At 48.8% G+C, this 26,076-nt stretch carries 19 protein-coding genes, 1 tRNA gene and 1 riboswitch; of the genes, 15 read left to right on the top strand and 5 right to left on the bottom strand.

What is annotated here, in order from left to right; all coding sequences use genetic code 11:
- Positions 1–18 precede the first annotated feature (18 nt).
- A tRNA-Met gene (locus EHT25_RS03885) sits at positions 19–92 on the bottom strand.
- Between the two features lie 111 nt (positions 93–203).
- Between EHT25_RS03885 and EHT25_RS03880 the strand changes: the two genes are divergently transcribed.
- From EHT25_RS03880 to menD, 6 genes are all read left to right on the top strand, one after another.
- Positions 204–599, top strand: a complete 396-nt coding sequence (locus EHT25_RS03880) for an START-like domain-containing protein (protein ID WP_124870926.1) — start codon at positions 204–206, stop codon at positions 597–599.
- Between the two features lie 5 nt (positions 600–604).
- Positions 605–2,122: an LptF/LptG family permease gene (locus tag EHT25_RS03875; RefSeq protein WP_124870923.1), complete on the top strand. Its 1,518-nt coding sequence runs from the start codon at positions 605–607 to the stop codon at positions 2,120–2,122.
- 90 nt (positions 2,123–2,212) lie between these two features.
- Entirely contained in the window at positions 2,213–2,488 is a 276-nt protein-coding gene (rpsO, locus tag EHT25_RS03870; RefSeq protein WP_124870920.1) for a 30S ribosomal protein S15, read from the top strand.
- 197 nt (positions 2,489–2,685) lie between these two features.
- Positions 2,686–4,827, top strand: a complete 2,142-nt coding sequence (gene pnp / locus EHT25_RS03865; RefSeq protein WP_124870917.1) for a polyribonucleotide nucleotidyltransferase — start codon at positions 2,686–2,688, stop codon at positions 4,825–4,827.
- Positions 4,828–4,944: 117 nt separating this feature from the next.
- Positions 4,945–5,808, top strand: a complete 864-nt coding sequence (locus EHT25_RS03860) for a sigma-70 family RNA polymerase sigma factor (protein ID WP_038118528.1) — start codon at positions 4,945–4,947, stop codon at positions 5,806–5,808.
- A 151-nt stretch (positions 5,809–5,959) separates the two neighbouring features.
- Complete coding sequence (gene menD, locus EHT25_RS03855) at positions 5,960–7,699, top strand: 2-succinyl-5-enolpyruvyl-6-hydroxy-3-cyclohexene-1-carboxylic-acid synthase (protein ID WP_124870914.1); 1,740 nt, start codon at positions 5,960–5,962, stop codon at positions 7,697–7,699.
- On the opposite strand, the gene EHT25_RS03850 is transcribed toward menD, so the two are convergent.
- Positions 7,696–8,742, bottom strand: coding sequence for a tetratricopeptide repeat protein (locus tag EHT25_RS03850; protein WP_124870911.1), 1,047 nt, complete (start codon positions 8,740–8,742; stop codon positions 7,696–7,698). The two genes, menD and EHT25_RS03850, sit on opposite strands and share 4 nt — an antisense overlap.
- A gap of 54 nt (positions 8,743–8,796) precedes the next feature.
- Between EHT25_RS03850 and EHT25_RS03845 the strand changes: the two genes are divergently transcribed.
- Positions 8,797–9,042, top strand: a complete 246-nt coding sequence (locus EHT25_RS03845; RefSeq protein ID WP_124870908.1) for a hypothetical protein — start codon at positions 8,797–8,799, stop codon at positions 9,040–9,042.
- 1 nt (position 9,043) lies between these two features.
- Here EHT25_RS03845 and EHT25_RS03840 read toward each other — a convergent pair whose 3' ends face one another.
- Positions 9,044–10,897, bottom strand: a complete 1,854-nt coding sequence (locus EHT25_RS03840) for a M61 family metallopeptidase (protein ID WP_124870905.1) — start codon at positions 10,895–10,897, stop codon at positions 9,044–9,046.
- A 106-nt stretch (positions 10,898–11,003) separates the two neighbouring features.
- On the opposite strand from EHT25_RS03840, the gene EHT25_RS03835 reads away from it, so the two are divergent.
- From EHT25_RS03835 to trmB, 6 genes are all read left to right on the top strand, one after another.
- Positions 11,004–14,039: a tetratricopeptide repeat protein gene (locus tag EHT25_RS03835; RefSeq protein ID WP_124870902.1), complete on the top strand. Its 3,036-nt coding sequence runs from the start codon at positions 11,004–11,006 to the stop codon at positions 14,037–14,039.
- A gap of 73 nt (positions 14,040–14,112) precedes the next feature.
- A complete protein-coding gene (locus EHT25_RS03830; RefSeq protein WP_229311429.1) occupies positions 14,113–15,816 on the top strand; it encodes a TonB-dependent receptor in 1,704 nt (567 codons plus the stop codon).
- A 20-nt stretch (positions 15,817–15,836) separates the two neighbouring features.
- Positions 15,837–16,946, top strand: a complete 1,110-nt coding sequence (locus EHT25_RS03825; RefSeq protein ID WP_124870899.1) for an HU domain-containing protein — start codon at positions 15,837–15,839, stop codon at positions 16,944–16,946.
- Positions 16,947–17,111: 165 nt separating this feature from the next.
- Positions 17,112–18,047, top strand: coding sequence for a hypothetical protein (locus EHT25_RS03820; RefSeq protein WP_124870897.1), 936 nt, complete (start codon positions 17,112–17,114; stop codon positions 18,045–18,047).
- 6 nt (positions 18,048–18,053) lie between these two features.
- On the top strand, positions 18,054–19,379 hold the full coding sequence (locus EHT25_RS03815) for a bifunctional folylpolyglutamate synthase/dihydrofolate synthase (RefSeq protein ID WP_124870894.1): 1,326 nt from the start codon (positions 18,054–18,056) through the stop codon (positions 19,377–19,379).
- Positions 19,376–20,038: a tRNA (guanosine(46)-N7)-methyltransferase TrmB gene (gene trmB / locus EHT25_RS03810; protein ID WP_124870891.1), complete on the top strand. Its 663-nt coding sequence runs from the start codon at positions 19,376–19,378 to the stop codon at positions 20,036–20,038. Before EHT25_RS03815 ends, trmB begins: the two co-directional genes overlap by 4 nt.
- A 31-nt stretch (positions 20,039–20,069) precedes the next feature.
- Here the strand turns inward: trmB and gap are convergent, their stop codons facing one another.
- The gene (gap, locus tag EHT25_RS03805; RefSeq protein WP_124870888.1) at positions 20,070–21,059 is read right to left on the bottom strand and encodes a type I glyceraldehyde-3-phosphate dehydrogenase; all 990 of its coding nucleotides are present in this window, start codon (positions 21,057–21,059) and stop codon (positions 20,070–20,072) included.
- Between the two features lie 1,036 nt (positions 21,060–22,095).
- Here gap and EHT25_RS03800 point away from each other — a divergent pair.
- Both EHT25_RS03800 and EHT25_RS03795 read left to right on the top strand, forming a co-directional pair.
- Positions 22,096–22,914, top strand: a complete 819-nt coding sequence (locus tag EHT25_RS03800; protein WP_124870885.1) for a 2,3,4,5-tetrahydropyridine-2,6-dicarboxylate N-succinyltransferase — start codon at positions 22,096–22,098, stop codon at positions 22,912–22,914.
- A 182-nt stretch (positions 22,915–23,096) separates the two neighbouring features.
- Positions 23,097–23,504 carry a helix-turn-helix transcriptional regulator gene (locus tag EHT25_RS03795; RefSeq protein ID WP_124870882.1) on the top strand — a complete coding sequence of 136 codons (408 nt, stop codon included), beginning with the start codon at positions 23,097–23,099 and terminating at the stop codon, positions 23,502–23,504.
- A 13-nt stretch (positions 23,505–23,517) separates the two neighbouring features.
- Here EHT25_RS03795 and EHT25_RS03790 read toward each other — a convergent pair whose 3' ends face one another.
- Complete coding sequence (locus tag EHT25_RS03790) at positions 23,518–25,674, bottom strand: xanthine dehydrogenase family protein molybdopterin-binding subunit (RefSeq protein ID WP_124870879.1); 2,157 nt, start codon at positions 25,672–25,674, stop codon at positions 23,518–23,520.
- A gap of 160 nt (positions 25,675–25,834) precedes the next feature.
- A riboswitch (cobalamin riboswitch) is annotated at positions 25,835–26,035 on the top strand.
- Positions 26,036–26,076 lie beyond the last annotated feature (41 nt).

Below are 26,076 nucleotides of genomic sequence, written 5' to 3'. Positions count from 1 at the left end.
GGGCGGTTTTTTTATTTGTAGCGGGGACGAGAGTTGAACTCGTGACCTCAGGGTTATGAATCCTGTGCTCTAACCAACTGAGCTACCCCGCCAGATTTCGTGCCACAAAAGTAGGAAAAAAAACTTGTACTCCAACACACCTTTTTAAGTACCGTATTAAAATTCTGCTAACTTTGCCACATTACCTATTTAATTTCACTGATATGGAAAACTATAAATTTGTCGCGGAATACGAGCTTCGGGCCTCTCCAAAGGTTCTGTTTCCCTATATCAGCACCGCTTCCGGACTCTCCCAATGGTTCGCTCAGAAAGTGAACATGCGCCCGGATCATCAATTTGATTTTTATTGGGATAATGAAAGTCACCTGGCCAAACAGGTTTCCATGCGCCAGAATAAAAGCGTTCGCTTCGAATTTCTGAACGGCAACGGCGCTACTTCGGAAGAACATAATTACATCGATTTCCGCGTCGATGTCAGTGAACTGACTCAATCTACGTTTTTACGCATCACGGACTACTCGTCCAACAACGATCCCGACGAACTTAAATCCCTCTGGAACAGTTTAATCGATAAGTTAAAAGAAATTGTGGGTAGTTAGTGGGCATGAAAAAAATTGACAAGCTCGTACTGAAGTCGTTTTGGGGGCCGTTCGTATTGACGCTTTGTGTCGTGGTTTTTATTTTTTTGATGCGGCTGATGATGTTTTACATCGATCAGTTTGTGTCGAAAGACATTGAGTTGCGGGTTTTCGCGAAAATCATCTTCTTTTTTAGCCTCATTACCATTCCGATTGCGTTGCCGCTGGCGGTTTTGTTGTCTTCACTGATGACCTACGGCAATCTGGGGGAATTTTTTGAACTGACGGCCCTTAAAGGGGCGGGCATTTCGCTGACCCGGGCCATGCGGCCGTTGCTGATCGTGGCGACCGGAATTGCCATCTTTTCCTTCTGGTTTAACAACAAAGTTGCACCCTGGGCCAATCTGAAAGGCTATAGTCTGCTCTGGGATATTAAATCCTCGAAAGCTACGCTGAGCATCAAAGAAGGGATTTTTTACAATGACCTGCCCGGTTATAGCATTAAAGCCGATAAAAAAGAAGGTGAAACCCTCCGGGGCATGGTGATCTACAAGCACCAGGAAAACGGGATGGAAACCGGAAACCGGGAAATCATTCTCGCGGATTCGGGCCGGATGTACACCACGCCCGATAAACAATACCTGGTTTTCGAGCTGTATAATGGAAATGATTATACCGAATACACCGACAATTCGTCGAGCGTTTCGTACGCCAGCAATGGTTCGCAAAATTCGCTGGCCAAATTTCTCCGGAATGGTTTTCAGCACTATAAACTTCGTATCAGTCTGGATTCGTATGGATTGAAACGGACCAACGAGCAGCAATTCGAGTACCACGAGTACATGAAGAATTTGAAAGAATTGTCGACGCTGACAGACTCGCTCAAAAAGGAACTGAAAACCACCGTTGCCGGAACGGCGGCTACTTCCCGGCAGTATTACACGTATCAATTCCGGCAACCACAGCCAGTGATTATTACGAATCCATCGACACCCGTTCCACCTGTTTTGAAGGCCGGAAAGTGGATCGATTCGCTGCTGGCCCGACCCGTTGAACCCCGAATCAAGGGTGAAATCAGTGACATGGCGCTTTCGCAGGCTAAAAACATGCTTTCCTACGCCGAGTCAAACCAGACGTATTTGAAGGAAAAAGCGAAAACCGTTAACCGGTATGAATTGGAAAGCCACCATAAATTTACCCAGGCGGTTTCCTGTTTTATCATGTTTCTCATCGGTGCTCCGTTGGGAGCCATCATCAAGAAAGGCGGTTTTGGGGTCCCGGTTCTGGTTTCCATTCTGTTTTTTATTCTGCTGTACGTTCTGACGCTGACCGGCGATAAATACGCCAAGGACGATTTGATCTGGGTACCGGCTGGTGCCTGGATGGCAAACGCTATTTTACTGCCCCTGGGACTTTATCTGATGAAACAGGCCCGCAACGATTCGCGTCTGTTCGACAAAGATGTGTACGTGATTTGGTGGGGACGAATGAAAAACCGGTACGCCAACTGGCGCGCCGGACGGTCGGAAAAGCAGTTGGCCTGAAAAAATCTGACCTGGTTTTCTGCATCTAAATGAATAAAATCGTACTTTTGCGTTTCATTCAATTTTTTCATTCGTTTTAGCTATCTGACGATGTATTTAAATACCGAGAAAAAGCAAGAAATCTTTGCTGCTCAGGGGTTCAACAGAACTGCGGAAGACTCTGGGTCGGCTGAATCTCAGATTGCACTGTTCACATTCCGGATTAACCACCTGACAGAGCATCTGAAAAAGCACAAACACGATTACGGCACCCGCCTGGGTCTGCTGAAACTAGTAGGAAAGCGCCGTCGGCTGCTGGACTATTTAACGAAAAAGGACATTAATCGCTACCGGGCCATTATTGCTGAATTAGGTCTTCGGAAGTAACGCCTTCAATACAATCAGGGAACCCGCCAAACAGGTTCCCTGATTTCATGTTTGCCTTACGGGTACTTCTATTTTTAAATTTTTTTACAGTCGGATGGTCCGACGAAGCGGTCTGCGAGTAAGTTTTTGTAGTTGCGGTCTTTTACCAGCAACAATCGGTTAAAAAAGCGGCTGTCGGGTATATTCTAAAAAAAAGCATGTCACAAATCATCACACAATCCATTAATCTTCCTGACGGGCGTACCATTACGATCGAAACCGGCAAGCTGGCTCGCCAGGCCGACGGTGCGGTAGTTGTTCGGTTGGGAGATACCATGTTGCTGGCAACGGTGGTATCGAATAAAGAAGGAAAAGAAGGCGCCGATTTTTTGCCGCTTTCCGTTGATTATCAGGAAAAATTCGCTTCAGCGGGTCGCATTCCAGGCAGTTTTCAACGCCGGGAGGGACGCCTGGGCGATCACGAAATATTAATCAGTCGGCTGGTCGACCGCGCCCTGCGCCCGATCTTCCCCGAAGATTACCACGCCGATACGCAGGTTATGATCACGCTGATTTCGGCCGACGCGGAAGTGTTGCCCGACGCTCTGGCGGCTCTGGCGGCATCAGCAGCCCTGGCGGTTTCAGACATTCCGTTCAACGGACCGATCTCGGAGGTGCGGGTGGCCAAAATTGATGGAGAATACCTGATCAATCCCAAAACTTCCGATCTGGAACGGGCGACGCTCGATCTGATCGTTGCGGCTACCGCAAAAGACGTTTGTATGGTAGAAGGCCATATGAATGAATGTTCCGAAGAAGAAGTTGTGGAAGCCATCAAAGCTGCTCATGAAGTGATCAAGCTTCAGTGTGCCGCTCAAAAAGAACTGGAAGCCGCGGTAGGCAAACAGGCAAAACGCGTATACAGCCACGAAACCCACGACGAAGAGTTGCGTCAGCTGGTAACTCAGCAGTGTTACGACAAGGTTTATGCCGTTGCCCTGCAGGCCAATAAAAATAAAAAGGTTCGCAGCGAATCGTTTAAAGCGGTTTTTGATGAATTCAAAAACACACTTTTTCCCGAAGGAGAAGTCGATGCGTTTAAACTGTCGCTGGCCAAAACCTATTTCCACGATGTGCAGTGGGAAGCCTCGCGCCGGTTGGTACTGGACGAACGCTACCGGCTGGATGGTCGGAAACTGGACGAAATCCGCCAGATCACAACGGAAGTCGATTATTTACCTTCGGCCCACGGGTCAGCGGTTTTCACCCGCGGGGAAACCCAATCGTTGACGACCGTGACGCTCGGGACAAAAATGGATGAGCAGATCGTTGATCAGGCCATGTTCCAGGGCTTCTCCAAATTCCTGTTGCACTATAATTTCCCCGGTTTTTCAACGGGTGAAGTGAAACCAAACCGGGGAGCGGGTCGCCGGGAAATCGGTCACGGAAACCTGGCCCACCGCGCGTTGAAAAAAGTGTTGCCGCCCGAAGCCGACAATCCGTACACCATTCGGATCGTTTCCGACATTCTGGAATCCAACGGATCATCGTCGATGGCGACGGTTTGTGCCGGGACGCTGGCGCTGATGGATGCCGGGGTTAAAATCAAGGCACCGGTTGCCGGTATTGCCATGGGTCTGATTACGGATAACGCGGGTAAATACGCCGTTCTCTCCGATATCCTGGGCGATGAAGATCACCTCGGTGACATGGACTTTAAAGTGACGGGTACCGAAGCCGGTATTACGGCTTGCCAGATGGACATCAAGGTCGACGGGTTATCGTACGACGTATTGACGGAAGCGTTGCACCAGGCCAAAGCCGGTCGTCTGCACATTCTGGGCGAAATGAACAAGTCGCTGACGGCTCCCCGCCCGGAGTTGAAACCGCACGCTCCCCGCGCGATCACGATCAAGATCGACCGCGAATTTATCGGCGCTGTTATCGGGCCAGGTGGTAAGGTGGTTCAGGAAATTCAGAAAGAATCGGGCACAACGATTGTTATCGAAGAAAAAGATAACGCGGGTTATGTCAACATCTTCTCGACCAACCAAACCGGAATGGACAAAGCGGTTTCGCGGATTAAAGGAATCGTTACCGTTCCGGAAGTGGGCGAGATCTACGACGGAAAAGTGAAGACCATTATGCCGTTCGGAGCTTTTGTCGAATTCCTGCCTGGAAAAGACGGTTTATTGCATATTTCCGAGATCAAGTGGGATCGGCTGGAAACCATGGATGGGGTACTTGAAGTGGGTGAAGAAGTTCGCGTGAAGTTGATTGAAGTCGACAAAAAAACCGGAAAATACCGGCTTTCACGGAAAGTATTGCTACCCCGGCCCGCGAACAAAAATCCAGCCTGATTTGTTACTTTTTAGTGTATGGATTCCGTACACGATTTCGTTACCAATTGGACTTGCGTAGGCGATAAGCCGATGAAATAGTAATAAACCGGACCGCCGGAAGGCAGTATTCCGTACATGAGACAGCTAAAGATTTCAAAACAGATTACCAACCGCGAAAGCCAGTCGCTTGACAAGTATTTGCAGGAGATTGGTAAAGTGGATTTGCTCACGCCCGACGAAGAAGTACAGTTGGCGCAAAAAATTCGGGAAGGCGACCAGTTGTCGCTGGAGCGTTTGACCAAAGCCAACCTGCGCTTCGTCGTCTCGGTAGCAAAACAGTACCAGAACCAGGGCTTGTCTCTGGGCGATTTAATTAACGAAGGAAACCTGGGTCTGATCAAAGCCGCGCAGCGGTTTGACGAAACCCGGGGGTTCAAATTTATTTCGTACGCCGTTTGGTGGATTCGCCAGTCGATTCTGCAGGCATTGGCCGAACAGTCGCGGATTGTTCGCCTGCCGCTGAACCGGGTAGGATCACTGAACAAGATTTCCAAAACGTTTTCGGATCTGGAGCAGAAATTCGAGCGCGAACCGTCGCCCGAAGAATTGGCTGCCGTCCTGGAGATTTCGGCCGCTGAAGTGGTCGATACCCTGAAAATTTCCGGTCGTCACGTTTCGATGGACGCGCCGTTTGTGCAGGGCGAAGAAAACAGTTTGCTCGACGTACTGGAAAACGACGGCGAAGACAAACCGGATTCGGGCCTGATCAACGATTCACTGCGGAAAGAAGTACAACGCGCTTTGTCGACGCTGACCCAACGGGAAGCGGATGTCATCACGCTCTACTTTGGTCTGAACGGCGAGCACGCCATGACGCTGGAAGAAATTGGCGAGAAATTCAACCTGACGCGTGAACGTGTTCGGCAAATTAAGGAGAAAGCCATCCGTCGGCTGCGTCACACCTCGCGTTCGAAAGCGCTGAAAACCTATTTGGGTTAAAAGGTATAAAGTGTATGGTATCTGGTTTGGTGTTTTTAAGGACTAAAAACTTCAAACCGAAAACTCAAACCTGAAATAAAGAAAGCCGGGAGCGCAGCAAGCAAGCGTTTCCGGCTTTTCTTTGTCCAGAAGATTTTAAACAGCATTTGGTGTGGCTATTCATCAACACGTTCTGAATTTAGTTGAATTGTGTGCCCGAAAAGGGATTCGGCAAGCGATTATCTCGCCGGGGTCACGAAGCGCGCCCCTTACGCTGGCCCTTGCCCGGCACCCAAAAATGACGACCCGGGCGGTGGCCGACGAGCGTTCCGCCGGATTTATTGCTCTCGGAATGGCCCAGCAACTTCACCAACCGGTGATTCTGGTTTGTACGTCCGGCAGCGCTGTCTATAACCTGGCTCCGGCGGTGGCCGAAGCGTATTTTCAGGAAATACCGCTGTTGATTCTAACCGCCGATCGACCGAAGGACTGGACGCATCAGCAGGATGGACAAACCATTTACCAAACCGATATTTTTGGCAAGCACGTCAAGCGCTCGTTTGAACTGCCCGCTGATTTTGAACACGCCGACGCCCACTGGTTTGCCGAACGGTCGACCAACGAAGCCATCGATCTGGCGCGGACGGAACCGTTCGGGCCGGTTCACATCAATATTCCCCTGCGCGAACCACTCTACCCAATGGCCGACGAGCGGTTTGAATATGGTCCGGTGCGGGTCATCGAGCAACTGAAATCCTCGTGGGTATTACCGGTAGAAACCTGGCACCAGTTGCAGGACGAGTGGGAAACCGCCGAACGGAAGCTGATTGCCATAGGGCAGGGACCGCACGATCCGGCCTTGCTGGCGGTTTTGAAAAAGATGAGTGAAGAATGGTGCATTCCGATTGTCGGCGATGTGATTTCCAATGTGCCGCGGAACAATGAATTTATCACCCGGCAGGATGTTTTTCTGAGTCTGTCAGACGAGTCGATCAAAAAAGAGCTAAAACCGGATTTGCTGATTACCTGCGGCCAATCCTTTATCTCCAAGCAGTTCAAGTTGTTTTTACGATCCCAACCGCCGGAAGCTCACTGGCAGATTCAGCCGCACAACCGGCTGGCCGATCCGTTTCAGTCACTCACCCGCTTGATACCGTACGAACCGGCGGCTTTTTTCGAAAAGCTGTTTTCGGATATTGACTACCAGCGGTTTGTGAGCAACGATGAGGACGACGCTGACACCGGTTTTCAGGGAGTCTGGCAGAAACTGGATCGCCAGGCAACGCGGCTGGTGCGGCAATTTCTGAAAGACGATGCGGTTTTTCACGAATGGGCGGTTATTCAGCGAATATTGGATTCCTTGCCGGTCGGTAGCCAGCTCCATGTCGCGAACAGTATGCCCGTTCGGTATGTAAACCTCTCCGGGCTGGAAGGGAATCAGCGAATTGAGGTATTTGCCAACCGGGGAACGAGCGGAATTGACGGTTGTTTAAGCACGGCAGTTGGTGCCGCGCTGACCACAGAAAAACCGGTCACGGTCCTGATTGGCGACGTAGCTTTTTTCTACGACCGAAACGCGCTGTGGAATAACCTGATCCCGAGCAACTTACGAATTATTGTCCTGAACAACCACAGCGGGAATATCTTTCGGATCATCGACGGACCTTCCCGGCAACCGGAACTCGATTCGTATTTTGAAACGGAACAGCCGCTTACGGCCGAAAACACCGCCAAAGACGCTGGACTGTCCTACTGGAAAGTGACGTCCTATCCGGAATTAAATACCGCGCTGCCCGATTTCTTTGCGGAAGGTAAATCCGGATTACTGGAAATCGAAACGGATAAGGTAACCAATGCGGAACAATTTCAGGCTTATAAAGCATTGATTCAGAATGCATTCAGCCCCCGTTAGCGGCAAAAACGGGCTGCTTCCTGTCTGGCCAGTTCATCACCGGCAGTTACGCCCCGTTTCCAGCTTTGACAGGCCTGGGTCGGATCACCCGCCTGCTGATAGGATTTTCCCAGGTAGCCATACACATTTTCAACGGACGGATCGAGCTGTTCGGCGGTTTTCAGCGATGCAATGGCCTGGGCCGACTGGTTTTTCGACAGGTAGTAGATGCCCAGGTTGCGGTGTGCCCAGCCGTTTTGATCATCGAGTTTGATCGATTGCTGAATCAATTTGAAGGCGTCGTCCGGGCGGTGCGACTGTAAAAGTAAGAACCCTTTGTTGTTGAGGTAATAAGGTTGTGCGGGTTCCAGCGCTAAAGCCTTGTCCGTCAGTTGCAAAGCTTCGGCATATTTCCCTTCACGACCCAAAATCAACCCTAAATTGTTGAAGGCAAAATGCTGTTTGGGATTGAGCTGGGTGGCCCGCAGGAAATCAGCTTTGGCCAAATCGAATTGTTTCTGATTGAAATACAAAACGCCCCGGTTGGTCAGGGCTTCGGCATTTTTCGGATCGATCGCCAGCGCTTTTTCGAAATTGGACTGGGCCGCCGACATCCGGTTTTGTTTCACCTCGATGTTGCCCAGTCGAACGTAAAAATAGGATGAGTCTTTATAAACTGGTTTTATTTTCGCCAGATCCTCGGAACTGCCCTGGAGATCATTCAGGTCCGCCCGAACTTCAGCGCGGTTGAAGTAAGCTTGCCAGAACTCGGCGTCTTTTTCGATGGCCCGGTTGTAATCATCCAGGGCCGCTTCCACGTTTCCAATCCGTACATTAGCCAAACCCCGATTGTTATAAGCATCAGCCAAATCAGGATTTTTTTCGATAGCTTCGTTGTAAAATCGGATGGCCTGCCGGTATTCGCCCGACTGGAAAGCCACATTGGCCCGTTGAAAAAAAAGCGCGGCTTCGTCCTTGTCCGAGTTTGAGCAGGAGAAAAATAAGGCACAATGAACAACGAAGAATGAACAACGAAAGAATATGTGGCGGGCGATTGGTGGCATGATTGATGATTTTGGTACTTTTTAAGTAACCTAACACTGTTAAATGGTAACAAAATGCGGTTTTTAAAAGAAATTTCGCATCCGGCTTTCCGGGTTGGTCTGTATTACTGGAATAACAAATACCTGATCAAAATTGAAGCAGGTATGTATGAGCAGACCTATAAAGTCAGTGAAATGGATGTCGCGTCCGAGGACGAAGTGATTCAGCTGCTCGACGAACCCTTCATGCTGCGGGTCAACGAACGGTTTGGCCAGATGCACGACGATTTTATGCATACGATCGGGCGTCACGAATTTTAGCTTACGTACTTTTAATGGAAAGCCATTTTCGATACAACGCCCGTTGTTCGACGGACGGATTCTCGACAGGCTCGATGCGATAGGCCGCCAATGGATTTCCGGTAAGTGTAATGGGCAGGGACAAAATCTGTCCACTCCGGTTCACCAGAATTGTGACGGTATCGTCGGGCTTGAAGGTTTCCAGTATTTTATCCAGATTGGCTCCGGTCTTCAAACTATCGATCGAGAGAATTTCGTCGTTGACGTTTAAGCCACCAATCCAGGCCGGGGAGTCGCGCCGAACGGCCGAAACAATTAATTTACCGTTACCGGATTTGGTCATGGCCCCCAGATATGCATCTTCCTTACTGGCGCTGGCGTCCACCAGCTTCAGACCCACCGGATTCAGGAACGTATTGTAATCAATCCTGGCGGTTCCGAATACGTAATCTCGAAAGAAGTCGTCCAGCTTTTGACCGGCAACTGTTTCGACGGCCTGCTGAAATTCGTCATCGGTAAAACCGCGTTTCAGTTTCCTGTAATACGTACTATATAATAGCCGCATCACGTCGTCGAGGTTTTTCTGTCCGTCCGTATTCGAAACAATTGCCAGATTCAGCAAACTGCCGAGCACACTGCCTTTGCTGTAATACGAAACCGTGCTGTTGATCGAGTTCTCAGTCGGACGGTAGTACTTGATCCAGGCGTCGAAACTCGATTCGGCCACCGATTGCACCTCGTTACCCGGTGCATTCTCAATCCCGCTTATTTCGCTGGCGAACGAACGCAGGTAGGATTCCGACGTCAGAAAACCACTTCGTTTGAGAATCATCGACTGGTAAAAACTTGTGATGCCTTCCGACACCCACAGCAGGTGCGTGTAATTTTCATTTTCGTAATCGAAAGGCCCGAGCGCTTTGGGCCGGATTCGTTTGACATTCCAGAGGTGAAAATATTCATGAGCGACCAGACTCAGCAGATTCTGATACAGTTGCGCATTCAAAAAAGCGTTTCGCGTGATTTGCAGCGTCGAAGAATTGGCGTGTTCCAGACCGCCCCCACCCGTTGGCGTTTGATGAATGATGAAGGTGTAATCTTTGCAGGGATGTTCGCCGATGATTTTGGCAGCTTCCTCGCAAACCCGTTTCATGTCCTCGGACAGCCGGTTTTCGTTGTAGAGTTTGTCGCCATACATCGCCACCGTGTGCGGAACGCCCGCAGCAATAAAGGTGAATGTGTGGTGATTTCCGATTTCGATGGGGCTATCCACCAGCACATCATAGTCGGGAGATTCGTACGTGTTGGGTTGATTGGAAACGGGGGGCAAACCTGTCGTGATTTTGTGCCAGTTCATAAAAGGCTGAATCACCAATTGATGCGGCCGATTGCGCAACTGATCGACGTACAGAAAAATACTGGCGCCGTTCAGATACCCGTGCGATGCATCGACGAAACTGGTCCGTACGCTAAGTTCGTACGCGTACACTTTATAGCGGATTGTAATAGGATCAGCCGTGGCATACACGCGCCAGGTATTTTTTCGGATCTTCTCGGACCGAACGGGCTGATTTCCCTGGAGTGCCCGAAAACCTTCCACATTTTTGGCATATTCCCGAATCAGGTACGAACCGGGCGTCCAAACCGGCATTTTAACATCAACGTAGCCATTTTGCGATTGATTGAAATTCGCCGAAGCACCACGGATTCGCATTTCCACTTCAAAATAATGGGTCTGCGGTTGGGGCATCGACAGAAAATAGGTAATGGCAGGGGCGGGCGCGGGCGCAGGTGTTTCAGTGGATTTGGAGGAAGAAAAACCGCTCGCAGCAATTGCAGTTATATATAGTAAAAAGAAAAGCCAATGATTTTTTTTCATACGGAAATGCGTGTACTTTCGTTTTCACATGGTAGAAACCCGTTTTTACGACTTACAAAAGTAATAACGTAACTACGATAAATAAAATCTGTTTTAACCCCAACGTATGCGTCCGACCCAGTTTGGTAAGGCACTCCAATTATCGGTTTTATTAACCTGCTCGGTATTGTCGCTTCCGGCGACGGCCCAACGAACCCTGAGTTATACCGAACCCGATGTTCTGTTCCGGAACGGGTTGGAGTGGTTCGAAAAAAATAATTACGCGGCCGCTCGCCAGGAATTCCAGCAATACCTGGAGCGAAAAAAACCGATCACGAACATCAGCGATCAAAACGCGGTTTCGGCAGAATACTATATTGCCCTCACGGGCCTGTACCTGGACATCCCGGAAGCGGAGGTGCAGGTTGACCGGTTTGTGAAAAACCACCGCGAACATCCCAAAGCCGGATTATTGTACGGGGATTTGGGTAAATATTACTTCGATAAGGGCGATTACGACCGGGCGATTACGTTTCTGGAGAAAGCCATCAAAAATAATCAGAATGCGTATGGTCAGGCCGAGAGCAAATACCTGTTGGCGATGGCCTACTATTCGAAACAGGATTTACGCCAGGCTTTGCCGCTGCTGAACCAGATCAAGCAGGATCCCGGTTTGGAACAGGCTGCGTCGGCATCGTATTACGCCGGTGTGATCAATTTCCGACAAGGTAATTATAAAGAAGCGATTGCGGACTTTAAACGCATCGAGCAAAATCCGACCTATCAGAATGAGGTGCCGAACTGGATTGTGCAATCGATGTACAAAGGCGGTCGCTACGATGAACTGCTGGCTTACGCTCAACCCCTGTTACAGCGAAACCGGGGGAATGCTGCTCAACTGGCCGAAGTCGCCCTTTTTGCGGCTGAGGTCTACTACAAAAAAGGGGATTACGCGAAAGCCATACCTTATTATAAGCAATATAGTAACATCAAGGGCCGGAGTGTTGCACCCGCGATACAATTCCGGTACGGCGATTCGCTCTTCAAAACCGGCGATTACACCGGAGCAATTGCAGCCCTGAAAAACGTTTCGGCCGGAAAGGATACGATTGCCCAATATTCGGCGTATCGGCTCGGGATCAGTTACCTCCAAACCTCGAACCCCGGTTTTGCCCTGAATGCTTTCGATCAATCGGCTCGACTGAACTTCAATAAACCCATTCAGGAAGAATCGGCCTTTAATCACGCCAAACTCCAGCTCGATCTCAACAACGGGGGCGAAGCCGTAAAAGAGTTTACCGACTTTCAGAAAAAATATCCGAACAGCAAATTTGAAAATGAATCGAACGAACTGCTGAGCGAAGCGTATTTTTCGTCCAACAACACCTCCGCAGCGATTGCCTACATCGAAGGATTAAAACGAAGGACGCCACGGATCAACGCGTCGTACCAGCGCATTACGTATAATCAGGCGGTAATTGATTTCAATGCCGAGCGCTACGAACAGGCCATCGACAACCTGGATAAGTCACTGAAATACCCGGTCGATACCGATCTTCGCAACAATGCGCTGTTCTGGAAAGCGGAATCCTATTCAGCGATGCGGAAATACGACGAAGCAATTCCATTGTATCAGCAGGTGATGCGCTCCGGTAACATTTCGCCCGATTTACAGGGCAAAAGTTTGTACGCTCTTGGCTACGCTTCCTATAACAAGAAAAATTACCCGCAGGCTATTACCTATTTCCGCGATTTCATTTCCAAGTCGGGCAGTGCGGATAAGCAGGCCCTGGAAGATGCGACGGTCCGGGTAGCGGATAGTTATTTCGCGAACAAGAATTACAACGAAGCGATGCGGTATTACGACAACGCGATTGCCCAGGGCCGCATCGATCGGGATTATGCTTCTTTCCAGAAAGGCGTTATTCTGGCGTTCATGGAACGGGATGTGGAGGCCAAAGCCCAGTTCGATAAAGTGCTGACCCAATTCCCGAACTCGCGCTATGCCGATGACGCCCTGTTTCAGTCCGCGAATGTGGATTTTGAAAAGGGAGCCTACCAGGCTTCGATTCGCGGTTTTAGCCGCCTGATCAATGATAAACCGAAAAGTTACCTGATTCCGGCGGCTTTGCTGAAACGGGCAACGGCCAATACCAATCTTCAGGTTTACGAACCGGCCATTCAGGACTACAAGCGGATTCTGGATCAGTATGGCGGCAGTCCGTCGGCGCCGGGGGCTTTACTCGGTTTGCAGAATGCTCTGAGCGACGCCGGTCGGTCGGAAGAATTTAGTAGCACCTTATCGAGCTACAAGAAAAATAATCCCGGAAGTACAGATGTACAAAAGGTTGAGTATGAAAATGCTAAAGGTCTATATTTCAACGAAAAATATGCTCAGGCTGTAACGACTTTACAGGAGTTCATCAACGACAATCCGGGCAGTCCGCTGGTGTATGAAGCCCGGTATTACCTGGCCGATTCCTATTTCCGGTCGGGCGATTTGCCCAATGCCCTGCGGTATTATTATATGGTGATCAGCGACAACAAGTCGGATTTCGTGACGCGGGCTGCGGCCCGGGCGGCTGATGTGGAACGTCAGCAGAAGAATTACCCGCGGGCAATTCGGAATTACCGCACGGTTTTGGCGCAGTCGAAAAGCAAAAACGAACAGTCGCAGGCGGTTTTGGGTCTGATGGACACCTATTACGCCACCGGTAATTACGATTCGACCCAGGTAACGGCCCGCGAGGCCTTGTCGATGGGCAATGTGGTTCCGGGTGCGCAAAACCGGGCGCAGCTGATGCTCGGGAAAGTCGCTTACGCTAAAGGTGATTTTAAACAGGCTACGACTGATTTCGAAAAAACCATTGCACTGGCGAAAGATGAGCAGGGTGCCGAGGCCAATTACTGGATTGCTGACATCCTGTTCCGGAACAAAAAATACAAGGAATCCATCGACGCTCTGTTGCGATTTAACTCCGATTTTGCCCAGTATGACTATTGGAAAGGCAAGGGTTTTATTCTGGTTGCCGATAATAACGTAGCTCAGAACGAGGTTGCCCAGGCCAAGGCCGTACTGAACTCAATCATCGAGAATGCTGAAAATCAGGAGATTGTTGCCGAAGCGAAGCAGAAGCTGGCTTCGATCGAAAGCAAAAACTGACGCCGTTCAGCGCATCGGAATAAGAAACTCAAATCATTCATCCAGAACCACATCGGTCAACTCGAATACCTGCATGTTCTTACCAAAATCATCCATCGACCACCTCGCGCTGATTGCGATTGTATCGGGCAGCCTTTTGCTCCAAACGGTTGATGTAAGGGCTCAGCAACCCCAGCGCCCTACCACCCCCCCGGTTCGGGAGGGTGAAGTTGACAACCAGGAAGTGACGATTGAAAAAAACAGAAAGATCGAAATGCCGGCGGCCAACCGGCTCTTCAATAAAATACCGTCGATTAAACCCTCGAACGAACAACGCAAACTGACCTACGAGTTCAACGACCGCTCGTTGTCGGTGGGTGACCCGAAACTGAATCCGTCGGCTTTGCCCATTCCGGCCGCACAGGCGGAGCAGCAGGAACTGTTCAACAATTACGTGAAGGTGGGGGCCGGTAATTACGGCTCATTTTTCGGAGAAGCGTTCGGCAGCGGTCAGGTGATGGATAATGTTTCGGTCGATGGATCGTTCAAACATTTGTCCTCCTCGGTCGGGCCGGTTGATGGGAAGAATTCGGCAACGAGCGAAAACCGCCTGAAGCTGAATGGAAATTACCAGACCGATGCGTTCAAACTCTCGGCCAACCTGGGCTACGACCGGGAAGCGTTCTATTTCTACGGCTACCGGCGTCCGCAGGAGATCGATCGGGCGACGATCCGGCAGAAGTTGACGACGACGCAGTTTCGTGTCGGAATTGAAAACGTCGATCCGGATAAGAACATCGACTACTCGCTGAAAACCGGAATTTTCAATCTGACGGATAATTACGAAGCCACCGAATTTGAGTGGGGAACGAACCTGAAAGGCTCGGTGGGCATTACGGATAATTTCAACGCGCTCTTTGCCGCTGATGCGTTCGTGACCCAGCGGACAGACGGTCCCGTCGATAACCGGAATTTGTTCCGGGTAAAGCCCACCTTCAAATATTCTAATTCATTTCTGACTGCCACGTTCGGGGTTAACGCTGTTAACGAATCCGATAAACGCCAGAGTATCAACCGGACGCGTGCTTTTCCGGTTTTGGACATTGATGTGGTTCCGGCTGGGAATATTCACTTTTTTGCGGGCGTCGATGGTGATATAAACCGTAACACGCTGCGCAGTTTGTTGAGCGAAAACCGGTGGCTGGCTCCTAAAGTGGTGCTGGCGAATACCGAAAAAACCTGGGATATCTACGGCGGAAGCAAAGGCGAACTAGGTGGGGGAATTTCCTACGAAGGGAAAGTGTCGTACGCACGCTACCGGAATTTCTACGGTTTCAACAACACCTGGCCGGATACTTCGCAGTTCTTTGTGGTCTACGACGGTAACCGCTCACACGTCCTGACGGTGTCGGGACAGGTAGGTTACACGTACAAGGAAATTTTCCGCTCAACGCTGCGGGCCGATTTTTACGACTACACCCTGAGCCGGCTGGAGGAAGCCTGGCACCGTCCGACGCTTTCAGGTAACTGGTCAAATTCTTTTATCGTGAATAAAAAATTATTTATCACGGCCGATTTGTACCATTATCAGGGAATGAAGGGTAAAAATTTCGTTACCAATCAGATTGTCACGCTCAAACCGATCTGGGATGTCAACCTGAAAATTGACTATTTCCTGGGAAAACAGGTTTCAGCGTTTGTTTCGTTAAATAACATTACTGGTAGTAATTATCAGCGCTATTTGTATTATCCGCAACAAGGGCTTAACTTTCTCGGAGGATTGTCATACAGCTTCTGACACCACCTTAACTGAAAGCCATGGTACACGTTTCGGATTACCTCAAAAAACTGTTGTTTCAATACGATTGCATCGTCATTCCCGACCTGGGAGGGTTCATTTTGCACTACGTTCCGGCAACATTTGTTGAAGCATCTGGTCTGTATCTGCCTCCCCGGAAGAAAATTGCCTTCAACGAAGCCTTGAAGCTGGACGATGGCCTGCTCATCAATTTCATGATGCTCCACGATGGTCTGACGCGCGATGAAGCGTTGCAGGTGATTCGTCAGTTTGTGGATGAACTGAAGGTCGAAGTGCGTCAGGAACGAATCTTTACAATAGATGGCTTGGGCTTATTCTCGGAAAATGAGGAAGGTAAGCTGCAGTTTGATCCGGAAATCCGTCATAATTTTCAGGGTGAATCCTACGGTTTTCAGCCTGTTACAGCCCGTTTAGTGAATGTAAGCCCGGTGTTGGTTGAGAAACCGGTGTCTTTGGTCCCGGTTCGGTCGGAAAGCCCGATCCTGGTCGAAGCGGAAGAGGTTCACTCCGAAGCCAAAGAGATCGGAATGCCCGTTCAGCGCAGTTACCGCCAATACCTGGGCTGGGCCGCTGCCGTGTTGCTGGTTTGTTCGCTGGGAATTGTTACCGTAAAAAAATCACCCTCGCAGGTATTAAGTAGTTTAAATCCATTCGAATTATTCGTTCGTGAGAAAGCCGAGCCAGCGACAACGTCACCGGAAGCGGTTGTTGAAAAACCGGTGGTAGTTGCCGAGCCTGCACCAGTAGAACCGGCAATCGGATCGGTTCCGACAACGATCGAAACGGCAGCGACCGCTCCGGATGTGGAACCGATCACGCCGAAAGTGGTTTCGGAACCCGTTGCGGCAAATGTTGAAACCAAAAAAACGGAAACCTATTTCCTCGCCATTGCCGGTAGTTTTGCCAGTAAAGCCAATGCCCGTCGGTTGATGCGTCGGTTGCGGAAAGGCGGTTTTGAAACGGCCTATGTGTTACCGCAGGCTAAAACGAAAGAATTGATTAAAGTGGCAGCGATTGGATCACCTGATCGAAACGAGGTGCTGGCGTCGCTTGATGCGGTGAGTAAGTTGTCCGGTGCTCATGCCTGGGTGCATAAAATCGGACAATGATGACGGTGATTTGATTGATTTCGATGATATGGAAGATGAAAAGGCAGCCTTGAGGCTGCCTTTTTGATTTTGTGAACCGAACAATTCGCGAATTCGTTCTATTTTTGCCGTTGTAGAACAATACATTCTACCGGTTATTCCGTTAATTGGCTAAACAGCTTTAGCATGAGTCGCGTCACACTGGAAAATGAGAATGAATACCGGGTAACGGCGTTTGCCGGATCCTTCGCTGTTTGCGCCCTATTGTTCTTTCTGCTGCTCTACATTCGGTTGTGGCAGTCGGTTCCCGATCCTCCGCCGATACAACTGGTTGAAGTCAATTTCGGTACCGATTTGATTGGCAGCGGATCGATTCAGACGTACAATAAAGCCAACGATTCGAAAAACAAGGAAGACGTGAAGAAGGAGGAGGATAAACCGAATCCGAAAGTTACGACGACCTCGCGGGTTGAAAAGACACCTGTTTCGCCGGTTCCGAAAATAGTGGATGCCAAGGTCAGTAAAGTAGTTACCGAAAAACCGGATATCGCCAGTAAAATTGAAAGTCCGGTGACGGTTCCGGAAAAAGCCGAACCGAAAAAAGTGGAAGCTACCACGCCAAAGCCGACGCCGGCTCCGCCCAAAGCCGAGCCCGTTCCGGAACCTAAGAAAGTGGATGCCAATGCGTTGTATAAGAAAGGTTCTTCGGGAGGCTCGAATGGCACGGTGGGCAAAGCGTCCGGAATAGGAGGGAACAACAATGGCGATGACGCGTCGGGTGTGGGGGATAAAGGAAATCCGGATGGAAACATCAATGCCAAGCAATTTTATGGCACACCGGGTGGGACGGGTTCCGGCGTTTCGCTGAACATTTCTGGCTGGCGATTGGGAAGTACTCGACTGGCCACGGATAATTCCGGAGAAAGCGGTAAAATCGTTTTTGAAATCAAGGTAGACGATAAAGGGGATGTGACCTTTGTGAAGGTTAAAGAAACCCGGTTGAGTCCAACCGTAACCGAATTTTATAAACAACAGGTTTATAAACTCCAGCTGGTTCAGAAAGCGTCAGTTGCTCCGCCCATCTCGACCGGTATTTACACCATCAATATCCGCTCAAACTAGTACCGAATGACGTATTCGGAAGCCATTGATTACCTCTATGCGCAGTTACCGGTTTTTCACCGCATCGGGGCGAAGGCGATTAAACCGGGTTTGGACAATGTCATCAAACTCTGCGCGTATTTAGGAAATCCGCAGCAGCAATTTAAAACCATTCACGTTGGCGGAACCAACGGCAAGGGCAGCTCGTCGCATTTGCTGGCGGCTGTGTTGCAGTCGGCCGGTTACAAAACCGGTTTGTATACCTCACCCCATCTGAAATCTTTTACGGAACGCATCCGGATAAACGGTTCTCCCATGCCTGATGACGAGGTCGCCGAGTTTGTCGTCCGTCACAAAGCGTTTATAGAGGATTTAAAGCCTTCTTTCTTTGAAGTAACCGTTGGTATGGCTTTCGACTACTTTGCGCGTCAGAACGTCGATATTGCGGTTATTGAGGTGGGTTTAGGGGGGCGGCTGGATTCAACGAACATCATTACGCCGTTGGTGTCGCTAATTACGAACATTGGCTGGGATCACAGCGATGTTTTGGGCGAAACGCTTCAGAAAATCGCCTTTGAAAAAGCGGGTATTATTAAACCGGGTGTCCCGGTGGTGATCAGTGAATTCGACGCGGAGACGTATCCGGTTTTCAGCGACCGGGCGGTGGAATGCGGGAGTGAGCTTATTGTGGGTTCGGAATGGTACTCGGCCACTGACCTCGGAGTTGAGGGAGAGGGTCGAAAAATTGTATTGACTTCTAAAAATGGAGCCGATTTCCGGGTCACTCTTGGTTTGCTGGGTAGTTACCAATTGAAAAATATTGCCGGTGTTCTGGCGGTGTTAAAAATTCTTGCCAGACCCGGTTTTTACTCCGATCGTCCCGATAGCCCGGCGTTTTGGATTTCCGAAACGGATGTTTTAACGGGGCTGGCACATGTTGTCACGTTAACGGGTTTACAGGGGCGATGGCAGATTTTGCAGCACAATCCGACGGTTATTTGTGATACGGGACATAATGAGCCCGGGATTCGTAATGTCATGGAGTCGTTGCAAACGGTGGCGTATGCCCAGCTTCACCTGGTTGTGGGTTTTGTGAAAGACAAGGATTTGTCGAAAGTCATTCGGTTGTTTCCAAAACAAGCCAGGTATTATTTTTGCGAACCCACTATTCCCAGGGCGTTGGATGCCGAAATACTCGCCGAAGAATTTCATACCTATGGCTTGGAGGGTGACGTTTTTAACGATGTGAATCAGGCACTGGAAGCCGCCCTAGCGCTTGCGAAACCGGAGGACTGTATACTGGTGACAGGGAGTACCTATGTCGTAGCGGAATTAAATCAATTAGGAGCGTGAGCAGAAAAAAACTGGTTCGTTTTGAACACAACCGGCTTAGTGAGAATGTATTAGAACCGGGTAAGGAGTTATACGAATCGGTTAAAGGCAATTGGCGGAAACTGTATTTTAGGAATGATCAGCCGATTGTGGTTGAGGTGGGTTGTGGGAGAGGAGAATATACCGTCGGACTCGCCCGGCATTACCCGCACGTCAATTTCATCGGCATCGACCGGAAAGGTGACCGCATTGCGCAGGGGAGTTTGGCTGCTCAGGAATCGGGTTTAACCAATGTGGCATTTTTACGAACCGATGCGTTCCGTCTTCTGGATTTTTTTGGCAAAAACGAGGTGAACGAATTATGGATTACGTTCCCGGATCCGCAACTACGGATCAGTCAGTCGAAAAACCGCCTGACCGACCCCCGGTTTCTACGCTTATACCGGGAAATGTTAGCGGATGAGGGTGTATTGCATTTGAAAACTGATCATGACATCTTTTTTGATTTTAGTATCGAGACGTTATCTGCGAATGGATTTCATGATTTAATTACTACCCGCGACTTGTATGCCTCCGAAATGAATAACCTGCACCTGGGAATCAAGACAAAGTATGAAGAGATTTTTACCCGAAAAGGATTTTCGATAAAATACTTAAAATGCAAAAAGACGGCGTATTAAGCCGTCTTTTTTGTTGATACTTCCTTAAATATTACAATTTTTCAATCAGATCAGCGATCCGGCTGGAGTAGCCGAATTCGTTATCGTACCAGCCTACGATCTTCACCAGTGTACCATTTGCCGAGGTTAATTTCGAATCGAAGATACAGGAGCTTGAGTTGCCAACGATATCAGTCGAAACGATTTCGTCAACGCAGTATTCCAGAATTCCTTTCAGCGGACCTTCTGCGGCAGCTTTCATGGCGCTGTTGATTTCTTCGGCAGTTGCCGGGCGTTTCAGGATTGCTGTCAAATCAGTGACAGAACCATCCGGAATGGGTACACGAAGAGCATAGCCATCCAGCTTTCCTTTCAATTGCGGCAATACCAGACCAACGGCTTTAGCAGCACCGGTAGAAGTAGGAACGATCGATAATGCGGCAGCGCGGGCCCGGCGCAGATCGGAGTGGGGAGCATCCTGCAGGTTCTGATCGGCCGTGTAAGCGTGAATGGTCGTCATATAACCTTTCTCGATTCCGAACACATCGTCCAGAACTTTGGCCATTGGAGCCAGGCAGTTTGTCGTACAGGAAGCGTTTGAAACAATGGTTTCGTTGCCCGTTAGGGTATCTTCATTAACGCCTAAAACGACGGTGGGAATATTCCCTTTGGCAGGAGCGGAGATAACTACTTTTTTAGCTCCGGCGGTCAAATGCTGGCCGGCACCGGCTTCGTCAACAAACCGACCCGTTGATTCCAGAACAACGTCAACGCCTAAAGTAGCCCAGGGTAATTGTTTGGGATCACGTTCCGCGTAAGCGTGAATACGAACCCCATTGATGGTTAGACTTTCACTATCGGATGAAATTTCACCCTGAAATTTACCGTGAATAGAATCATATTTTAACAAATGTGCGAGTGTTGCATTATCTGTCAAATCGTTGATCGCAACAATTTCCACATTTTCTTTTTCGAGGAGTCTCCGGAAAGACAAGCGACCAATGCGCCCGAATCCGTTAATGGCAACTTTGATTTTACCCATTGTGTGTTTAAAAATATAGTTAGCAAGAACACTGCAAAGATACTATTACAATTTAAAAGGTAAAGACAACTTTCATTGTAAAATGGTAGCCGCTGGATTACAAGCCGAAAAAGCGCTCGACTAATAGGGATATAATATTTAGTAATACAGGACTATTTAGCTAAAGCAGATGACATGAATTAGTATTTATTTTAGCAAAATACTAAATTATGGCTTGAAAATTACTAAATTAAATAGTATATCATTTGCGTTTTACTAACCTTTTACCTCTCGCTTATCTTAACACATGAATATCTAACTGACCCGAAGCAATCCGATTTTATTCCGCCGCTAGCAAGTAAATAGCGGGATCTATTCATCATAAAAACTATCGGTTTTTCTATTATCCACCGTATAAAATGATTATTTTTATATTCTGTTCTTGAATCTGCCTTCGCTTTTAACCACGAACTGAAAGGGAGATTTTAACCCAAAATTAGGCTTTGATATCCTCGGTCGTCCCGTCAGCTCTGCTAAAATACAGCTCTGATCTTCTCAGAATTGATGCCGTATCTCGCCTTCAAATTACTCTATACGACGCGCAATCTGACCTTTTTTTTTCTTCTGCATTACCTGTGCCTTTTCAGCAATCTTCGGGCTTTTCACGTAGGCTGTTGATTGAAATTTCAGGAGGACTCCGCATCATTTCCCTAGCTCGTCAGCGCTTCTTTACCATACCTTCAGGCGGTATGATCACTGAAATTCGTAAGGCCTTAAATAGCCTGAAACTCCCAAAAACCGGGTTTATTTTTTATAATGGATTTGTATTATATTTATTTAGCAACATACGGTTTTTCAACGGACTCCTGGTTGCTAGTCTACCCGAAAGTATTTATATATTAAAAGACAGACAGCTCATAAAATGGCAGTTAAAAATTTGATAATAAATAGTACTATATATATAAAAATAATTTCAGATCAATACTTATAATACCAGTAATAATCAGATAGTTATAACGATTGAAATAAACTTTTCCTATAAACAAATTTTTGAACTATGGAGTACAAAAAAGTAATTGAAGAGTGCTGGACAGATCGCTCATTATTGGCAGATTCGACAACGATTCAAGCCATTAAAGAAATTATTAGTGAACTCGACGGAGGCCGGTTACGCGTGGCCGAACCCGGTGCTGTAGGGGAGAAGTGGACTGTCAACGAATGGGTGAAAAAAGCAATCCTATTGTATTTTGTTTCCCAGACAATGCGGACCGAAGAAGTCGGAATTTTTGAATTTCACGATAAGATTCCGCTGAAGAAAGATTACCAGAAAAGGGGAGTGCGAGTGGTACCACCGGCCGTTGCCCGCTACGGTTCCTACATTGCAGCCGGGGCGATTTTAATGCCATCGTACGTCAATGTGGGTGCTTATGTCGATGAGCGAACGATGGTCGATACTTGGGCCACGGTGGGCAGCTGCGCTCAGATCGGCAAAGACGTTCACCTGAGTGGGGGAGTTGGCATCGGTGGAGTTCTGGAACCGCCCCAGGCATCACCGGTAATCGTCGAAGATGGTGCGTTTATCGGCTCCCGTTGCATCGTGGTTGAAGGGGCGCACATCGGCAAACGTGCGGTTCTGGGTGCGGGTGTAACGATCACCGGCAGCTCTAAAATCATCGACGTAACCGGCTCGGAACCGGTCGAACACCGTGGTTTTGTTCCTGCTAATTCAGTGGTAATTCCGGGTAGCATTGCTAAAGAATTTGCAGCGGGTGTTTATCAGGTTCCGTGTGCGCTGATCATTGGCCAGCGAAAAGAATCCACGGATTTGAAAACCTCACTAAACGAAGCATTGCGCACCAATAACGTAACCGTGTAGATTGTAAAAATCACCAATACCCATTCTTCCGTATATACTGAGCCATTTTACATTTGTAATCTGGCTCTTTTTATTTCTGACCTATTTACAATTGTCATTAATTTACATTGTTAAAAATAATTTACATTTATAATTAATTGCCTTTTGTAATATTGATTACATTTGTAAAAAACATTTAGGGTATGAATGTAAATGACAAAATTAAACAGGTCTTAATTGATAAGAATCTGACACCGTCGTACTTCGCGGATGAGATTGGCGTTCAGCGATCCAGTATATCGCACATTCTTTCGGGCCGGAATCGCCCGAGCTTCGACATCATTCAAAAGATAATCCGCCGGTTTCCGGAACTGGGTTATGATTGGATATTGGAAGAAGATCAACCGTTGTCGACAAATGTAAATCAGCGGCCCACTGATTCACAGCCCAGTTTTCGAAAACCGGTGGCTCAGCCGGAGACTTACGACGAAAAACCGCCTTATCTACCTCCGGTACAATCGGCTGTAGCAAAAAATAAAGAAGAAAAGATCATAGAACGTATTCTCGTGTTCTACACGGATGGTACTTTTCGGGAATATTCACCCTCTTGAAATCGCTAATTCGTTAAGAATCAAGCCTGATAGGCAAGCTTCGAACCCGTTTTCCAGTTGCCGCAAAAACCGCATTGGCCAGCGCCGGCGCAATTGGTGGAACGCCCGGTTCACCGGCGCCACCCATGCTTTCCGAACTTTTCACAATGTGGACTTCGATTGTTGGCATTTCATTCATGCGCAGCAACGGGTAGTCGTGGAAATTGCTTTGTTTGACCTGACCTTTCCCAAGCGTGATCTCGCCATACAACGCAGCCGTCAATCCGTAAACAATGCAACTTTCCATCTGGGCCCGCACGCCATCGGGATTCACCGCCAGTCCGCAGTCAATGACACACACGACACGATGGATCCTAATTTTTTGGCGCTCGATGGAAATCTCAACGACCTGAGCAACGTAGCTTCCCATTGCCGCATGTACCGCAATTCCCCGAAATTTTCCGACCGGCAACGGTTTGTCCCAGTCAGATATTTCAACGGCCCGGTTTAGCGCTCCCAGATGGCGGGGGTGGTTTTTCAGCAGCACCCGCCGGTAGTTGACGGGATCGGTCGAAGCCAGTGACGCCAGTTCGTCGATCAGCGTTTCCATCACAAAAGCGGTATGCGTATTTCCCACCGATCGCCAGGGCAATACCGGAACGCTTTCGACCGTGGTATGCAATTCGACGGAATGATTCGGAACCGCATTCAAATAGGGAGAACCATGAACACCGCCCACCGTGCTGTAATCAATTCCTTTCTGAACGATCATCTCCGCCAGGGGCGTATTCGTAAAAAGGGATTGGCCCACAATCCGATGTTGCCAGGCCGTCGGAAATCCATTCGAATCAACCCCAATCTGCACCTGATGCACATAAAACGGCCGGTAAAAACCGCCTTTTATATCATCCTCCCGGGTCCAGACCAATTTTATGGGTCGGCCACTGTTTTTAGCAATGTGCACGGCTTCCATCACCCAGTCGGAACTGAATGAACCGCGTCGGCCAAAACTTCCGCCTATATACGGAGTATGAAATGTCACCTGCTCGGGTTGAATGCCCAGAAAAGCCGCAACTTCGGACTGATGCAACAAGGGCGATTGCGTTCCCGTCCAGATTTCACAATGATTGTTTTCCATTTTAACCGTACAATTCAAGGGCTCTAATGGCGCGTGAGCTAGATACGGAAAGGTAAAATCCACATCGATCGAATGGGCTGCTTTCTCAAAACCCGCAGCCAAATCGCCTTTCTGTTGACTGACAATACCTGTGGTTTTTGCCAGATTCCGGTATTTTTCCAGCTGTTCCCGGCTGTTCAAGTGGTCATTTCCTCCGAAATCCCATTCAATTTTTAACAGATCCCGACCCCGTTTGGCTGCCCAAAAATTGTCGCCCAACACTGCAACACCCGACGGAATACGGACCACCGCCCGAACGCCCGGAACGGCTTTGGTTCTTGTCGCATCAACGGCTTTAACGTTTCCACCAAAAACCGGTGCGTGCGCAACGAGTGCCGTTAACAACCCGGGAAATTGAATATCCAATCCGTATTGCGCTTTACCGTTTATTTTCTCGTAACAATCCAGCCGCTTTTGCGATTTACCAATCAACTTCCATTCTGGTGGCTCGCGGAGCTGAACGTTCGGGACCGGGAGCTTTGCCGCTTCGGCCGCCAATTCGCCGTAACTCATTCGCTGACTACCCGTAATCACAAACCCATTTTCTGTTCGGCAAGCATCGGGTGACACTCCCAGGCGATGTGCTGCGGCATTCACCAACAAGGTTCGTGCCGTCGCACCCGCTTGTCGACAACGGTCGAACTCCGTCCGCGTCGTATCCGATCCTCCAGTCGACTGAATCAGAATATCCTGCTGAAAATCCTTTCCCTTCCCGGATTGACTCGATTCTACTTTTATTTTCTTCCAGTCGCAATCAAGTTCCTCGGCAATTAACATCGGAATCGTCGTCCAGATGCCCTGGCCCATTTCCACTTTGGAAAGAATAATATGGATTGTATCATCACTATCAATGCGCAGGAAGGCATTTAACTGCGTTCCCGCTGGGGTGTAGGGCTCGGGCCAACGGGCTGAATCAAGTCTTGACGGAATGGTAAACGAAATGAAAAGTCCGCTACCGGCTAATGCTCCGGATTTTAAAAAATCTCGACGGGTTACGCTGGCGGTTTTTCTCATTACACAGTTTCTTTTTTCAATCCATTCGAGGTTCACTCATCGAAAGAAGCAAATGGCCGATTGGAACGAAAAAAAGATTGACCACCGGTACCAACGAATGGGTCAACAGCGGTTTTTGATTGATAACCCCACAAACCGGAATTGGATAATCCTCTTCCAGCTGTTACCTTTGCGTCAAGAGGTGCCGCCTGATGTTTTCAGCGATGGCTTAATAGGGAAGTCGGTGCAAAACCGACGCTGTCCCCGCAACTGTAAACCCCTTGAAGCTGATTTCTTCTACTTGCCACTGTCCGTTTGTGTTGGATGGGAAGGCCGAAATCAGGAGGTAAGCCAGGAGACCTGCCTTGATACATGCTAATTTTGCGCCGTTTCTTTCGGGTGTAAAGGAAATGGCATTGGAAT

Source organism: Larkinella rosea, assembly GCF_003858635.1.
GTDB classification, from domain to species: domain Bacteria; phylum Bacteroidota; class Bacteroidia; order Cytophagales; family Spirosomataceae; genus Larkinella; species Larkinella rosea.
This window is presented reverse-complemented; position numbering and strand designations above follow the sequence as displayed.